This is a genomic window from Ferrovibrio sp. GW821-FHT12E11 (genome assembly GCF_058806975.1).
In genome coordinates this window covers 1,270,937-1,285,153 of sequence record NZ_JBXAQG010000001.1, presented here as the reverse complement: position 1 = coordinate 1,285,153, position 14,217 = coordinate 1,270,937, and the positions used below count along the sequence as shown (strand labels likewise).

The 14,217-nt window shown below is 64.1% G+C and carries 13 protein-coding genes and 1 tRNA gene; 6 read left to right on the top strand and 8 right to left on the bottom strand.

The window, feature by feature from the left end:
• Window positions 1-2: 2 nt before the first annotated feature.
• The 3 genes from AC1ROT_RS06345 to AC1ROT_RS06335 form a co-directional block, all read right to left on the bottom strand.
• Complete coding sequence (locus AC1ROT_RS06345) at window positions 3-497, bottom strand: HPr kinase/phosphorylase (protein ID WP_492997836.1); 495 nt, start codon at window positions 495-497, stop codon at window positions 3-5.
• Between the two features lie 82 nt (window positions 498-579).
• Window positions 580-2,175, bottom strand: a complete 1,596-nt coding sequence (locus tag AC1ROT_RS06340; RefSeq protein ID WP_492997834.1) for a stimulus-sensing domain-containing protein — start codon at window positions 2,173-2,175, stop codon at window positions 580-582.
• Window positions 2,176-2,214: 39 nt separating this feature from the next.
• Complete coding sequence (locus AC1ROT_RS06335) at window positions 2,215-2,922, bottom strand: response regulator transcription factor (RefSeq protein ID WP_492969509.1); 708 nt, start codon at window positions 2,920-2,922, stop codon at window positions 2,215-2,217.
• 109 nt (window positions 2,923-3,031) lie between these two features.
• Between AC1ROT_RS06335 and AC1ROT_RS06330 the strand changes: the two genes are divergently transcribed.
• The gene (locus AC1ROT_RS06330) at window positions 3,032-3,448 is read left to right on the top strand and encodes a DUF2306 domain-containing protein (RefSeq protein WP_492997832.1); all 417 of its coding nucleotides are present in this window, start codon (window positions 3,032-3,034) and stop codon (window positions 3,446-3,448) included.
• Here the strand turns inward: AC1ROT_RS06330 and AC1ROT_RS06325 are convergent.
• From AC1ROT_RS06325 to AC1ROT_RS06315, 3 genes are all read right to left on the bottom strand, one after another.
• Window positions 3,428-4,240: an ABC transporter permease gene (locus AC1ROT_RS06325; RefSeq protein ID WP_492969511.1), complete on the bottom strand. Its 813-nt coding sequence runs from the start codon at window positions 4,238-4,240 to the stop codon at window positions 3,428-3,430. The genes AC1ROT_RS06330 and AC1ROT_RS06325 overlap by 21 nt on opposite strands.
• A complete protein-coding gene (locus AC1ROT_RS06320; protein WP_492969512.1) occupies window positions 4,237-5,007 on the bottom strand; it encodes an ABC transporter ATP-binding protein in 771 nt (256 codons plus the stop codon). The genes AC1ROT_RS06325 and AC1ROT_RS06320 overlap by 4 nt, the downstream gene beginning before the upstream one ends.
• Window positions 5,008-5,103: 96 nt before the next feature.
• Entirely contained in the window at window positions 5,104-6,867 is a 1,764-nt protein-coding gene (locus AC1ROT_RS06315) for an adenylate/guanylate cyclase domain-containing protein (RefSeq protein ID WP_492997830.1), read from the bottom strand.
• 158 nt (window positions 6,868-7,025) lie between these two features.
• Here AC1ROT_RS06315 and AC1ROT_RS06310 point away from each other — a divergent pair, with 158 nt between their 5' ends.
• The 4 genes from AC1ROT_RS06310 (at window position 7,026) to AC1ROT_RS06295 (ending at window position 11,631) form a co-directional block, all read left to right on the top strand.
• Window positions 7,026-7,958, top strand: a complete 933-nt coding sequence (locus AC1ROT_RS06310) for a mechanosensitive ion channel family protein (RefSeq protein WP_492997827.1) — start codon at window positions 7,026-7,028, stop codon at window positions 7,956-7,958.
• A gap of 24 nt (window positions 7,959-7,982) precedes the next feature.
• On the top strand, window positions 7,983-8,999 hold the full coding sequence (locus AC1ROT_RS06305; protein WP_492997825.1) for a patatin-like phospholipase family protein: 1,017 nt from the start codon (window positions 7,983-7,985) through the stop codon (window positions 8,997-8,999).
• A 101-nt stretch (window positions 9,000-9,100) separates the two neighbouring features.
• Window positions 9,101-9,176, top strand: a tRNA-Phe gene (locus tag AC1ROT_RS06300).
• 79 nt (window positions 9,177-9,255) lie between these two features.
• Window positions 9,256-11,631: a mechanosensitive ion channel domain-containing protein gene (locus AC1ROT_RS06295; protein WP_492997823.1), complete on the top strand. Its 2,376-nt coding sequence runs from the start codon at window positions 9,256-9,258 to the stop codon at window positions 11,629-11,631.
• Here AC1ROT_RS06295 and AC1ROT_RS06290 read toward each other — a convergent pair.
• A complete protein-coding gene (locus tag AC1ROT_RS06290; protein WP_492997820.1) occupies window positions 11,615-12,199 on the bottom strand; it encodes an NAD(P)H-dependent oxidoreductase in 585 nt (194 codons plus the stop codon). The genes AC1ROT_RS06295 and AC1ROT_RS06290 overlap by 17 nt on opposite strands.
• Before the next feature lie 156 nt (window positions 12,200-12,355).
• Between AC1ROT_RS06290 and AC1ROT_RS06285 the strand changes: the two genes are divergently transcribed.
• Window positions 12,356-13,735 carry an esterase-like activity of phytase family protein gene (locus tag AC1ROT_RS06285; protein WP_492997819.1) on the top strand — a complete coding sequence of 460 codons (1,380 nt, stop codon included), beginning with the start codon at window positions 12,356-12,358 and terminating at the stop codon, window positions 13,733-13,735.
• Window positions 13,736-13,775: 40 nt separating this feature from the next.
• On the opposite strand, the gene AC1ROT_RS06280 is transcribed toward AC1ROT_RS06285, so the two are convergent.
• A complete protein-coding gene (locus AC1ROT_RS06280) occupies window positions 13,776-14,213 on the bottom strand; it encodes a hypothetical protein (RefSeq protein ID WP_492997818.1) in 438 nt (145 codons plus the stop codon).
• Between the last annotated feature and the right edge of the window lie 4 nt (window positions 14,214-14,217).

The window sequence follows — 14,217 nt, the reverse complement described above, 5'->3', positions numbered from 1 at the left end:
CATCAGGCCTGCTGCCGGAACGCAACGACAGTCTCGGCGTCGAAGGCTTCGGCCGGCGTGAACAGCCTGCCGGTGGCGGCACGGGCCAATGCCCATTTCACCTTTGCCGCCGCACTGGCCTCGAAGGCATGCAGCGCGAGGCGGGGCAGTGCGACATCGCACAGCGTTTCGTAAGTTTCGTCCGGCAACCGTGGCACATCGGCGGCGGCCACCAGATCGATCACCAGCGCCAGCGGCGTCGGATCGGCGGCCATCACAGGCACCGGGCCCAGGCCACGGATTTCCAGCAGGCCGCGGATAGCGGCAGGCGCTGCCGCGATCACGCGCGCACCCTGGCGGCGCAAAGCCGTGCGGTCGTCGGCTACCAGCATGGCGCCGGCCACGCCATAGGCTTCGATTAGTCGGAGTGCGAGGTCGGATTTGCCGGCGCCCGAGGGGCCGCGCAGCAGCACCGCCTCGCCGTCAATCGCCACACAGGTTGCGTGGACAGTCAGCATGGGCGGGCAGCCTGCCGCCCGCTCCGTGCACTGTCAATACATGCTTCTGTGGATATCCGTCGGCTTGGTTAATACCCGCCGTTCAAAGCGGCAGACGGACCACAAAGCGGGCACCGGTCGGCCCGTCGTCACGGTTCTCGGCATGAATCTGACCACCGAGCGACTGCACGATCTGACGGGCAATCGAGAGGCCGAGGCCCGAATGCAGGCCGAAAGCCTCGGCGGACGGGCGTTCGGTGTAAAAGCGCTCGAAGATCGATTCCCGGTTTTCCTCCGGAATGCCGGGGCCATGATCGGTGACGCTGAACACGATGTGGCGCGGTTCCCGGCGCACGATGACCGTGATGATGCCCGCGGGCGGGCTGAAGGAAATCGCGTTGTCGAGCAGGTTGCGCGCCACCTGGCCGAGGCGGTCCTCGAAGCCCGGCGCCAGATAGGGGCCGGGTTCGATCAGCTTCAGTTCGATATGCGGGCCGCCATCGCCCAGTCGGGTGGCGTAGGGCTCGATCACCGACTGCAGCATGGCGGCGATATCGATCGGTTGCGCTTCGGTGCGCGCCAGTTCGGAATCCAGGCGCGAAGCGCCGGAGATATCGGTAATCAGCCGATCCATGCGGCGCACGTCATCCTGCATCACCGTCAGCAACCGCGCGCGCAGTTCCGGCTTGTCGGTGCGCATGAAGGTTTCCATGGCGCTGCGCAGCGAGGTCAGCGGGTTCTTGATTTCATGCGAGACATCGGCGGCGAATTTCTCGATGGCGTCCAGACGCTGGGACAGTGCCGCCGTCATGGCGCGCAGCACGCTCGAAAGATCGCCGATCTCGTCCTGCCGGCCGGAGAAATCGGGTAGCGACAGATGGGCGATACGGCCCTTGGCGTCGCGGATGCGGCCTGCCGCCTCGGCCAGACGATGCACCGGCCGCACGATGGCGCCGGCGAGGTAGAGCGAGGCCAGCACGGTGAAGCCCAGCACGGCGGCAAAGACCTTGAGCACGCCGAGCCGCTCCTCGCGCACGCGGGCATCCAGCTCGGCGCTGTCGATATTCAGCAGCAGGGCCCCCACCACCTTGCGCAGGCCCTGCACCGGCACGGCGACCGACAGCATGATGCGGCCGTCGGGCAGGTCGCGCAGCTGCTCGCCGCTTTCGCCGTTCAGGGCGCGGCTGGCTTCCGGATAATCGTTGGCATGGGTGAAGGGCAGCTCGACATAGCTCGGCAGCTGCAGGGTGGTCATGAACAGGGCGTTGATGTTGTCGTAGAGGCCGATCAGCGCCTGTTCCCAGGGCGTGTCGATATTGGGCGGCGCCAGTTGGCGGGTCACCACGCCGCGCCCGGCGGCCAGCAGCAGGCGGCTGTCGGCAATCATCTCGCCCTCGGCATCGAACAGCCGGGCGCGGGCGCTGGATTGCGTGGCAAGGCGCCGCATCAGCTGGCGCGCCAGCTCCGGCTCCAGCGTCGGCGTGAATTCGGTGGGCGAAATGGCGGATTCGCCCAGGGCGCCGGCGATCAGATTGGCTTCATAACGCAGCGCATTGATGCGGGTGTCGATCAGGCTCAGGCGGAACTGGTCGAGATAGAAAAAGGCCAGCACCAGCGCCAGCGGCGCCGCCAGGTTGATCAGCAGGATGCGGCGGGTCAGCGGCGACATCACCCGCCGTCGCGTGCGCTGTTCGCTCACCGCCGCATCTCCGTGACTGTCCTTCTTTCAGGCGGCTGCTTACGCCGCCGGTTCCTTGAAGCGGTAGCCGACGCCATACAGCGTCTCGATCGAGTCGAAGTCGTCGTCGATGCTCTTGAACTTCTTGCGCAGCCGCTTGATGTGGCTGTCGATGGTGCGATCGTCGACATAGACATTGTCGTCGTAAGCGGCATCCATCAGCTGATCGCGGTTCTTCACATGACCGGGGCGCTGGGCCAGCGCTTCCAGCAGCAGGAATTCCGTCACCGTCAGCGTGACATCCTCGCCTTTCCAGGTGCAGCGGTGGCGGGCCGGATCCAGCTCCAGCGCGCCGCGCACGATCATCTTGTCGGCCGAAGTCTGCTCGGCGCCCGGACGATTGGCCTCGGCGCGGCGCAGCACCGCCTTGATCCGTTCGATCAGCAGGCGCTGGCTGAACGGCTTGGTGATGTAATCGTCGGCGCCCATCTTCAGGCCCAGCACCTCGTCGATCTCCTCGTCCTTGGAGGTGAGGAAGATCACCGGCACCTGGCTGACGCGGCGCAGCCGGCTCAGCGTTTCCATGCCGTCGAGCCGTGGCATCTTGATGTCGAGGATGACGAGATCGGGCACCTGCTGGGTCAGGTGGCGCAGGGCCTCGGCGCCGTCATTGTAGGTGCGGACCTTGTAGCCTTCCGCTTCCAGCGCGATCGAGACCGAGGTGAGGATGTTGCGGTCGTCATCGACCAGGGCAATGGTGGCGCTCACGGCAAATCCTTAAGTATCACGGGGCTAAATCCCGGAAAACCGGTGATCCAAGTCACATCTATATAGCAAGCCGCTGGTGGTTTTGCAGGGGCCGCAGCAGGCTGGCGGCATGAATTTCGCCCCGCTTCTAACGGCCGGCCCGGCCGTTCATATCCATCTGGCGGCCACATTTCTGGCGCTGCTGCTGGGAATCGCCATGCTGGTGCGCCGCAAGGGCACTGGCGCACACCGGCTGCTCGGCTGGCTCTGGGTTGGCCTGATGCTGACGGCAGCGGTCAGTTCCTTCTGGATCACGGGCATCACCGGCACTTTCAGCCCGATTCATGCGCTCAGCGTGCTGGTGTTGGTTTTGGTGCCCCTGGCCATCCTGGCGATCCGACGCGGCAAGGTCGCCCGGCACCGCATGGCGATGATCGGCCTGTTTTTCGGCGCCCTGGTGATTCCGGGCCTGTTTACCCTGCTGCCGGCGCGGCTTCTGGGGCGACTGTTGACCGATGGCGTGGCTTTATTCGCCTTGGCCCAGTAACAGCCCGCGGCGGCGCGCCGCCTCGAACAGGCTCAGAAAGACCGCAAAGCCGAGGGCCAGATACAGGGCGTTCAGCGCGAAGGCGCCGATCAACAGATCCTGCCGCAGCACGCCGTCCACCAGCAGCGCCCGCATACCTTCGAACACATAGGCGGGCGGCATCGACCAGGCCACCGCCTGCAGCCAGCCCGGCAGCACGCTGACCGGGTAATACACCGCCGCTACCGGCAGGATCAGGAACATGGCGCCCCAGGCGGCGCTTTCAGCGCCCAGGCCATGGCGCATGATGAGGCCGCAGACGGCGATGCCGATGGCCCAGCCAAACATGGTGAGGCTGAAGAAGAAGCCGGCCAAGCCCAGACCCATGCTGTAGACCGAGAAGTCGAAGAACAGCCAGGCCATCAGGCTGACCGGGATCATGCCGACCAGGGTGCGCAGCAGGCCCATCACCAGGATCGAGGCGGCGAATTCGCTCGGCCGCAGCGGGCTGACGAACAGGTTGCCCAGATTGCGCGACCACATCTCTTCCAGGAAGGAGATCGCCACGCCGAGCTGCACGCGGAACATCGAGTCCCACAGCATCATGCCGGCGAGGAAGACGCCGAAGGCCTGGGCGATATACGAGGTCTTGCTGGCGAGGAACTGGGTGAGGAATCCCCACATGATCATCTGCACGGCGGGCCAGTAGATCAGCTCGACAATGCGGGTCCAAGAGCCCGACAGCAGATACCAGTGCCGGCGCAGCATAGCGTGCATGCGCTGCAGGCTGCAGCTCAGCGAGTCCGTCATCATGCCGGCACCTTCTGTTCGGCGGCCTTGCCCTGGCCGCGGGCGATATCGAGGAACACTTCCTCCAGATTGCTGCGGCCGTAGCGCGCGATCAGTTCCGGCGCGGTGCCGCGGTCGACGATGCGGCCCTGCTTCATCATCAGCACCTGGTCGCACAGCCGCTCGACTTCGCCCATGTTATGCGAGGCCAGCAGGATGGTGGTGCCGCGCTCCTGGCGGTATTTTTCCAGCAGGCTGCGCACCCAGTCGGCGGTATCGGGGTCCAGCGAGGCGGTGGGTTCGTCGAGCAGCAGCAGGTCGGGGTGATTGATCAGCGCCTTGGCCAGGGCCACGCGGGTCTTCTGGCCGGCCGAGAGCGCGCCAGCCGGGCGATCCAGCAGGGCGGCGAAATCGAGTTCCTGCGCCAGTTCGGCGATGCGCGCGGGCGCCTGCTTCACGGCATAGAGGCCGGCGAAAACCATCAGGTTCTGCCGCACGGTCAGGCGATGCGGCAGGTCCACATAGGGCGAGGAAAAATTCAGCCGCGGCAGGATGCGGTGGCGCTCGCGCAGCATGTCGGTGCCCAGGATGGCGATGCTGCCGGCCGAAGGCTTCAGCAGGCCGAGCAGCATGGCAATCGTGGTGGTCTTGCCGGCGCCGTTGCCGCCCAGCAGGGCCGTGACACTGCCCGGCTTCACGGTGAAGTCGATGCCGTCAACGGCACGCACCAGCGATTCTGCCTGACCATAGGTCTTGGCCAGGCCGGCCACGGCAATCGCGGAATCAGTCATGATACAGGCTCTGGCGGCTGACGGAGGGGCGAGGCAAAACTGATAGGCAGATGCGGCAGGATTGTCCAGCCCGACCTGGGCCGGGCCCGGCGGCCGTCACTTGCTAGTCATGGTCCAGATGCCGTCCCAGTTTGCCGGGGCTTCTTTTTCCAGGATCGCGACGCGGCTGAGGAAGGCATCCGCCAGACGGTCGCCGCCGGCGCTGGTCCGGCCCTGCTCCAGATGCTGGCGCGCAACGGCCCAGTCGCCCCGGCGATAGGCGGTCAGGCCTTCGGCAAAGGCGGCATCGCGGGCATGCTGTGCCGCATCGGCGTGACCATAGACCTCGAAGACGCGTTCCGGTTCGGTCTTGCCGACCACGCGCATCATGTCGATCTCACGCATGGCAAACTGGTCGCCCACCATGTTGCGGGTCTGCGTGTTGACCATGATGCGGGTGCCATAGGCCTTGTTGGCGGCTTCCAGGCGCGAGGCAAGGTTCACGCTGTCGCCCAGCACGGAATAGCTTTGCGAGAATTCCGAGCCGATCGAACCGACCAGCATCTCGCCGGTGGCGATGCCGATGCGGATGTCGATCGCCGGCAGGTTGCCGCGCACGCCGATCAGGTCGGGCAGTTCGGCATTGAAGCGCTCGAGCTGCTTCACCATGTCCAGCGCAGCCTCGCAGGCCAGCAGGGCCTGGCGGTCGCTGGCCACGAAGGGAGGGCCCCAATAGGCCATGATGGCATCGCCGATATATTTATCGATGACGCCGTTATGCTCGCGCACCGGCTGGGACATCAGGGTCAGGTAGCGGTTCACCACCGCCAGCAGCGCGGCAGGCGATAGGCGCTCGCTCAGCGCCGTGAAGCCCTGCATGTCGCAGAACAGCACGGTCATGATCCGTCGCTCGCCCTCGCTATGGGCGAGATCGGGGCGATCCAGCAGGCCCTCGACAATACGCGGATCCATGTATTTGCCGAAGGTGTCGCGGATGCGCTCCTTCTTACGCAGCTCTTCCACCATCACATTGAAGCTGGCGGTGAGCTGGCCGATCTCGTCGCGGGAGGAGACCGGCAGGTCGACATCCAGGGAGCCGCCTTCGATCCGCTGGGCGCCCAGCAGCAGCGCCTTCACCGGCCGGACCAGACTGCGGGTGATGAAGCCGGCGGCGACCAGGCCAAGCGCGCAGGCCAGGATGGTGACAAGCATGTTGGCCAGCATGAGGTTTTCCTGGAACTGGCGCACACTTGTGGCGGCGCCTTCCAGAATCAGCCGCATGTCGTTGCGGTAGCGCTCCAGCCGCTCGTTCACATCCGTGCTGCGCTCTTCGATGGGATCCAGTGCGCCATAGACCTTCTGCCAGTCTTCAGCGGCGAGGCCGTCCAGCACCGGGGCCAGTACGCGTTCTTCCTTGCCGAATATCTCCAGAATCATTTCGATCTGGGCATCCACCCGCGCAATCGCCTGATCGTTGTGGAAATAGGAATCCCATGCCAGCAGGGCGGCCAGATGCTGTCGTGTCGCGCCCAGCTCGGCCCTGACCCCTTCGATCGATCTGAAGATATCGGCGCGGTAGGTTTCGTTGTGGTCGTTGGACGTCATGTCGCCCGAACGGACATGCACGATCAGGCGTCGCAGGGCGAGGTCCTCTTCCACCGAACGGATATGGGCGCGAGCCAGGGTGGCATAGGCCGGCATGTAATGCTTTTCGATCAGGCCCAGTTCGTCGCTGACGATTCGCGCCATCTGGCTGGCGATCACGGCCACCAGCACCATGACGGCCAGCAGGCTGGCCGCGACGGCGAAGATCTTTGCGCCGACGGACCGCAGGAGGCTGACCTTGAAAGGGAGCGCAGCAATGGCGGAGAAGAAGGTCATGAAAGTCCCGGTCGGATCGTCAGGGTCGGCAGCATGACATAGCGGGGGCGGTCCGGGAAGGGATCCTGGATGCCTGCCGCCACCTGTCTGTCATATCAAAACATCGGCTGTGCAAAAGCGCTGGCCCATGGCGCGGCAAACCGTGTAACGTCCGGCCCATGTCGCGCGAAACAAGACGCTTTCTCTGGTCTCTCTGCATTTCGATCGGGCTGGTCTACACGGTTCTCGAACCGCGCCATGTGCCGTTCCTGTGGACCTGGCTGATCTCGCCGCATCTGCCGATCTGGCTCGACAAGCCGCTGGCCGTGCTGGCCTGGTTCAGCCTGGCCTGGACGGTTGCCACCGGATTCGAGCTGTTCCTGTGGCGGCGCATGTATGGCCAGAGCCTGTCGGGCGTGCCACGCCAGCGCAAGCTGCTGACCGACCTGTTCAACGTGATGCTGTATGTCATTGCCGCCGGCTTCATCGTCGTCGAGGTCTTCGACCAGGCGCCGACCGGCCTGTTTGCCACCTCGGGCGTGGTCGCCATCATCATCGGCTTCGCCCTGCAGCAGCTGCTGACCGATATCTTCGCCGGCGTCGCCCTCAATCTGGAGCGCCCGTTCAAGGCCGGCGACTGGATCACCATGGACGGCACCCAGGGTATGGTGCTGATGACCAATTGGCGCGCCACCCATCTGCGCACCCGCACGATGGATCTGATGGTGGTGCCCAATGCGGTGATCGGCCGCGCCAAGCTGATCAATCACAGCCGGCCGCAGGCGCGGCATCTCGATTTCGTCGAGGTAATTTTGCAATACGGTTTCGACGAAGCCGCCCTGCAGCGCCTGCTGAAGGACGCGGCGCTTACCGTGGACGGCGTGCTGGCCGACCCGGCGCCGATCATCGCGCTGCATGAACTGCGGCCGGTCGTTACGGTCTGGCGCATCTACTTCTTTGCCGACGATTTCGCCCGGGTCGTGATCATGAAGGCCGAACTGCTGCATGCCGCCTATGCGGTTTTGCGCAAGGACGCGCTGTCCGCCTATCTGCCGCGCAACGAAACCATTCTGCATCTGGATGCGCCGGCGCCGGCGCTGCAAAACAACTGATCATGGCGTTTGGGGGATGACACGATGAAAAAGAAAAGCCTGAAGCTGGCCCTGCAGGGCGGCGGCGCCCATGGCGCGTTCACCTGGGGCGTGCTCGACCGGTTGCTGGAAGATGACCGTATCGAGATCGAGGCGCTGGTCGGCACCTCGGCGGGCGCCATGAATGCCGCTGTGGCGGCCTATGGCCTGGGCGCCGGCGGTCCGGCGAAAGCCAAAGAGTTGCTGGAGAAATTCTGGCGCCTGTCGTCCGAGGCCGGCAAGAAGGGCCCGCTGCAGCCCAGCCCGATCGACAAGATGTTCAGCATCGGCAACATGGACTTCTCGCCGATGTACCATTTCTTCAATTCACTGTCGCAGATGATGTCGCCCTACCAGCTCAATCCGGCGAACGTCAATCCGCTGCGCGATCTCATCGCCGAAGTGGTGGATTTCGAGGCGCTGCGCGCCAACAAGACAGCCGCCAAGCTGTTCATCTGCGCCACCAATGTGAAGAACGGCCGCATCCGCGTGTTCAACCGCGATGAAGTGACGCCCGATGCCGTGATGGCCTCGGCCTGTCTGCCCTTCCTGTTCCAGGCCGTGGAAGTGGACGGCAATTTCTACTGGGATGGCGGCTATTGCGGCAATCCGCCGATCTTTCCGCTGATCTATGAAAAAGGCACCAACGATATCCTGATCGTGCAGATCAATCCGGTGAATATCCCGGAAGTGCCGAACACGGCGGCCGCCATTCTCGACCGCATCAACACGCTGAGCTGGAATTCCAGCCTGATGCGCGAGATGCGCGCGATCCAGTTCGTGACCAACCTGCTGGACAGCAACGAGCTCAACCGCGAAAAGTACCCCCGCGTCTTCATGCACAGCATCGACGCCGAGGAGCTGCTGGCCAAGTTCAGCGTCTCCAGCAAGCTCAACCCGGACTGGGATTTCCTGTGCTATCTGCGCGGCATCGGCCGCGAGAAGGCGGATGCCTTCCTGGCCGAGCATTTCGACGATATCGGCAAGGCGTCGACCACCGATATCGTGGCCAAATTCATGTAAAACCCGCCGGTTGGCGGCGCCCCGGTCCGGGGCTGGACAGGGGTGGGGATTTTGTCTATAACCGCGCGCCGTTACGGGCTTTTGGCCGTAACGGCTTGTGTGCCCAGGTAGCTCAGTTGGTAGAGCAGAGGACTGAAAATCCTCGTGTCGGCGGTTCAACTCCGTCCCTGGGCACCATTTTCTCCCCTTATCGTTAATCTGTTTGCTGCCATGCCCGACATGGCCATGCCATATTTGCGACCACACTGCTGACGCCATGACCCGCTCCCTTATCGCCATCCTGCTCACCGCCATCATTCTGCTGGCCCCGCCGGCCATGGCGCAGACCGTTGCCCCTGCTGCGCCCCCTGCCGGTCTGTCCGCTGCGGAACTGAACAGTCTGGCCGATCAGCTGGAAGACGAGGGCGCGCGGCGCAAGCTGGTCGAAACCCTGCGCGCACTGTCGACAGCGCAGACGGCGCCGGCCGAGACCAGGCCGGCCGCAAAACCGGCCACGGCGCCGGCTCCTGCCCCGGCTGCGACACCGGCCAAGCCGGCCGCTGCCGCGGAACCGGAAGATCCCGGCGCCGTCATTGTCGATTCCGTGGTCGACCAGATGCGCCGCGCCGGCAGCAGCTTCGCGGCACTAGGGGCCCTGTTCTCCGATCTGCCAGCATTAAAGAAATGGTTCAGTCTGCAGATCGAGCATCCCGGCCGTCGCGCCCTGTGGATCGATGTGCTGCTGAAACTGGGCGCCGTGCTGGTGGTGGCGATGGCGGCGCAGGCCGTGGCCTTCCTGGCGATCCGCCGGCCGCTGGCCACACTGGAATTGCGCAAGCCCGGCCCGCTCTGGCTCGGCCTGGTCTTCGTGCTGCTGCGTGCGCTGGTGGCGTTGCTGCCCACGGCGGTTTTCGCCGGCACGGCCTATGGCATGCTGGCGGTGCTGGCGCCCAATGCGCTGACCCGCGACATTGCCCAGATCATCGTTCTGGCCTTCGTCGCCTGGCGCGCCATCGAGATCGCCGGCCAGATGCTGCTGGCGCCCGAAGTGCCGCATCATCCATCGCCTCTGGCGCGTCTGCTGCGGATCGATGGCGAGAATGCCGCGTATATCCAGGTCTGGCTGCGGCGCCTGAGCGCTATCGCCCTGTTCGGCTATGCCGCTGTGCGGATCGCCGTGCGTGTGCGTATCCCCGCTGACGGCATCGATGTCATCGCCACTGTGATCGGCTTTGTCTTCACCCTGATGCTGACCATCCTGGTGCTGCAGAACCGTACGGCCGTGGCGCAACGCATCCGCGGCCAGGCAGCGGCAGAGGAAGACACGGCACGCGGCAATGCGCTGCGGCTGCTGCGCCATCGCGCCGGCGATATCTGGCATGTGCTGGCGCTGCTCTATATCGGCGCCACCTTCGCGGTCTGGGCCTTCGATGTCAGCGGCGGCTTCCAGCTGATCCTGCGCGGCACGCTGCTCACCGTAGCCGTGCTGATTGTCGTGCGCGTACTGCTGTTTGCCGCCGAACATGGCTTCGGGCGACTGTTCGCAGTCAAGCCCGAGGTGCAGCATCGTTTCCCTGGTCTGGAGCGGCGCGCCAACCGTTACCTGCCTGTCCTGCTGGGCGGCCTGCGCCTGCTGCTCTATATCATTGCTGTCTTTGCCATCCTGCAGGCTTGGGGCCTCGACTCGCTGGGCTGGCTAGGCAGCGCCACGGGGCGCAACCTGGTGGCCCGCGTCACCACCATCCTGCTGGTCGTGGTGATCACCGTGCTGCTGTGGGAAGCGACCTCGGCCGCGATCGAATACTATCTCACCCGGCCTGGCGTCGATGGCCAGCCGACCATGCGCTCCAGCCGCGTGCGCACCCTGTTGCCGCTGCTGCGCCGCTTCGTCTCCATCGTGCTCGGCCTGATCGCGGCTTTGATCGTGCTGTCGGAACTCGGCATCAACATCGCGCCGCTGTTGGCCGGTGCCGGCGTGATCGGCCTCGCCATCGGCTTTGGCGCCCAGACCCTGGTGAAGGACATTATCACCGGCATCTTCATCCTGGCCGAGGAAACCATCTCGGTGGGCGATGTGGTCGATCTGGATGGCAATGCCGGCGTGGTCGAGGATATCTCGATCCGCACCATCCGGCTGCGCGACATGGACGGCACCGTGCATGTGATCCCGTTCAGCGCCGTCAACAAGGTCAAGAACATGACGCGCGGATTCGCCCATGCGGTGATCGACGCCAATGTCGCCTACCAGGAAGACGTCGATACGGTGATCACCACCCTGCAGGAGCTGGCCGAGAGCATGCGCGGCGAGCCGGAATGGCAGACCAAGATCATCGAGCCGCTGGAGGTGATCGGCGTCGAACAGATCGCCGCCGCCGGTGTCATCATCCGCGTGCGCTTCAAGACGCTGCCGGGCGCGCAATGGGGCGTGAAGCGCGAATTCTTCCGCCGGATGAAGGCGCGGTTCGACGAACGCGGCATCGTCATCCCGCTCGCCCAGACGGTGTTCATCGAGCGTGACCGCCCCGATGAGGATGAGACGGAGGATGGCAAGCCGAAGGCGAAAAAGCGTCCGGTGGAGATGCGGGATCCGCCCGAAGGCAGTACTGAAGCCGACCTGCCGGCCGGCAGCCCGCCGCCTAAAGCCGCGCCATAAGCCGGGCGATCCTGTCGAGGTGACGCTGTAGCTTTTCCGGCGTCGCCACATTCATGTGGTAATAGGCATGATAGCCGATCGGGGTTTTCCCGCCGGTCAGCGCGCGTAAGTAACGCGTGATCACCTTGCGCGGCGGATCACCCATGAAAAACGCCATCCAGCGTGGCCGGCCATAGGTGGTAACGGCGGCAATCGTTTTCAGATGCGTCAGGCCCGGCTTCACATCGGCCGGATCGCTGATGTCGAAGGCGACACCCGGCATCAGCACGCGGTCGAACCAGCCTTTCAGGATCGCCGGCAGGCCGAAGCACCAGACCGGAAAGCACAGCACCAGCGCCTCGGCCGCCAGCAGGCGGTCGACATAGGCCTGCACCGGTGCACGGTTGACCGCCGTGTTGTGGTAGTTCAGCCGTTCCTCCCGGCCCAGCACCGGATTGAACCCTTCGGCATAGAGATCGCAGTCGTCCACTGTATGCCCGGCGGCGCGCAGGGTCTCGACCACCCGGGCATGCAGGGCGGCGTGGAAACTGGTTTCCACCGGATGGGCATAAAGCACCAGAACGCGCATGGCCTGTCCTCGACGAATGGTTCAAAGCTTCGATTCGACACTCAAGGATCATGCCAGATTCCGGATGTCGTCACGGCGCTGTCATCGCTTCGGCATCGGTATGTCATGGAATCGCATTACGGAGTCTGTCCTGCACTCATCAACAGGGGGACCGGTATGAAACCGACCACGTTTGCACTGCTCACTGCCACCGCGCTGCTGACCGCTACGAGCGCCATGGCCCAGGATAAGGCCTTCCGCGCCACGGTCGCCGGCCATGTTTTCCTGCCGGCCCAGACCTTTGTCGATGCCCCGGCCGATGCGCCGGCCTCGCTGAAGACCTCGGGAAAATTCACCGGCGCCGCCCGTAATGACAAGCTGAACAGTGTGGAAGGCATCTCGGCGCTGTCGGACAAGGCGGCACCGCGCAAGATCGGCATCAGTCTGCCGTTCAAGGGCCAGCCGGTGCAGGGTTTCTCCGGCGTGAAGTCGCTGGGCAATGGCGAATTCCTGGTCGTCACCGATAACGGCTTCGGCAACAAGGCCAATTCGCCCGACGCCATGCTGATGTTCCATCGCCTGAAAATCGATTTCGCCACCGGCACCGTGCAGCGCCAGGAAACCCTGTTCCTGCATGACCCGGACAAGAAGGTGCCCTTCCTGATCGTCAACGAAGGCACGACCAAGCGTTACCTCACTGGCGCCGATTTCGATCTGGAATCGATGCAGATTGCCGGTGACACGCTGTGGTTCGGCGACGAGTTCGGTCCCTACCTGATCGCCACCGACCGCAAGGGCAAGGTGAAGCAGATCGTCGAGACCAAGGTGAACGGCAAGCCGGTGCGTTCGCCCGACCATTATGCCGTGCGCACGCCGGGCGCGCCGGGTGCCGTGGCATTCGAATCGCGCCGCAGCAAGGGCTTCGAGGGCATGGCTGCGTCGAAGGACGGCAAGTTCCTCTACCCGCTGCTGGAGGGCGCGCTGTGGGATGCCGCCGCCAACGGCACCGAAAAGGGTGCCGACGGCAAGGAATACCTGCGCATTCTGGAATTCGATCTGGTTAAAAACGACTGGACCGGTCGCAGCTGGAAATACCGTCTCGAAGTCAATGGCAACAGCATCGGCGACTTCAACATGATCGATGCCAGCAGCGGCATGATCATCGAACGCGATGATACCGAAGGCGGTGCGGCGCAGGCATGCAAGGGCGAGATGAAGCCGGATTGCTTCAACGTGCCGGCCAAGTTCAAGCGTGTCTACAAGGTCGACTTCAGCCAGGCCGATCTCGATGGTTATGTGAAGAAGGTCGGTTATATCGACCTGATGGACATGGCTGATCCGAACCGCAAGGCCAAGCAGGGCGGCGAGACGGGCGAGGGCGGTCCGCGCCTCACCTTCCCCTTCTTCACCATCGAGAATGTCGATGTGGTCGACGGCACGCATATCATCGTCGGCAACGACAACAACCTGCCGTATTCCTCCGGTCGCGCGCTCGGCAAGAGCGATGACAACGAGTTCGTGCTGCTGGAGGTGAGGGACTTCCTGGCGGCCAAGTAAGACGAATGCTGGCGGCTGGAGCAATCCAGCCGCCGTTCGTTTACTGGCCGAGTTTCTCCGGATTGCCGGCTGCCCAGTCGAGGCCGAAATCACAGGTCGCCGAGCCTTCATCGCAGATAACGCCGACGCCCTCGGCACGGTACAGCGACCGGCAGACTTCGCGCTTCAGCACGACGCTTTCCTCACAGACCATATCGCGTTCGATCCGCCAGTTCGTCTTGCTCTGCTGGCCGCGGATTCTGACGAAGCGCGTTCCGTCAGGTAGATAGAGCAAGGGCACGCGAACGCCATTGGCGGGCACCACATGATAGAGCGTGTTGTTGGTGAGCAGAGTGGCGAGTTGCGCTCCGTTCAGTGGTGCAATGGCCTTTGCTTCAAGCTCCTGGCGCTGCGGCACCTTTAATGCCTGTGCCTCGGTTGTACCGGGTGCTGCCGCGAGAGAGATAGCCACCGCCAGTGCGATACGCATAATCGTCATGATT

What these genes read in the sequence shown, in the direction of transcription:
- AC1ROT_RS06345 (WP_492997836.1), bottom strand. Translation starts at nt 497, where the DNA reads ATGCTGACTGTCCACGCAACCTGTGTGGCGATTGACGGCGAGGCGGTG.
- AC1ROT_RS06330 (WP_492997832.1), top strand. Translation starts at nt 3,032, where the DNA reads ATGAATTTCGCCCCGCTTCTAACGGCCGGCCCGGCCGTTCATATCCAT.
- AC1ROT_RS06325 (WP_492969511.1), bottom strand. Translation starts at nt 4,240, where the DNA reads ATGATGACGGACTCGCTGAGCTGCAGCCTGCAGCGCATGCACGCTATG.
- AC1ROT_RS06320 (WP_492969512.1), bottom strand. Translation starts at nt 5,007, where the DNA reads ATGACTGATTCCGCGATTGCCGTGGCCGGCCTGGCCAAGACCTATGGT.
- AC1ROT_RS06315 (WP_492997830.1), bottom strand. Translation starts at nt 6,867, where the DNA reads ATGACCTTCTTCTCCGCCATTGCTGCGCTCCCTTTCAAGGTCAGCCTC.
- AC1ROT_RS06310 (WP_492997827.1), top strand. Translation starts at nt 7,026, where the DNA reads ATGTCGCGCGAAACAAGACGCTTTCTCTGGTCTCTCTGCATTTCGATC.
- AC1ROT_RS06305 (WP_492997825.1), top strand. Translation starts at nt 7,983, where the DNA reads ATGAAAAAGAAAAGCCTGAAGCTGGCCCTGCAGGGCGGCGGCGCCCAT.
- AC1ROT_RS06295 (WP_492997823.1), top strand. Translation starts at nt 9,256, where the DNA reads ATGACCCGCTCCCTTATCGCCATCCTGCTCACCGCCATCATTCTGCTG.
- AC1ROT_RS06290 (WP_492997820.1), bottom strand. Translation starts at nt 12,199, where the DNA reads ATGCGCGTTCTGGTGCTTTATGCCCATCCGGTGGAAACCAGTTTCCAC.
- AC1ROT_RS06285 (WP_492997819.1), top strand. Translation starts at nt 12,356, where the DNA reads ATGAAACCGACCACGTTTGCACTGCTCACTGCCACCGCGCTGCTGACC.
- AC1ROT_RS06280 (WP_492997818.1), bottom strand. Translation starts at nt 14,213, where the DNA reads ATGACGATTATGCGTATCGCACTGGCGGTGGCTATCTCTCTCGCGGCA.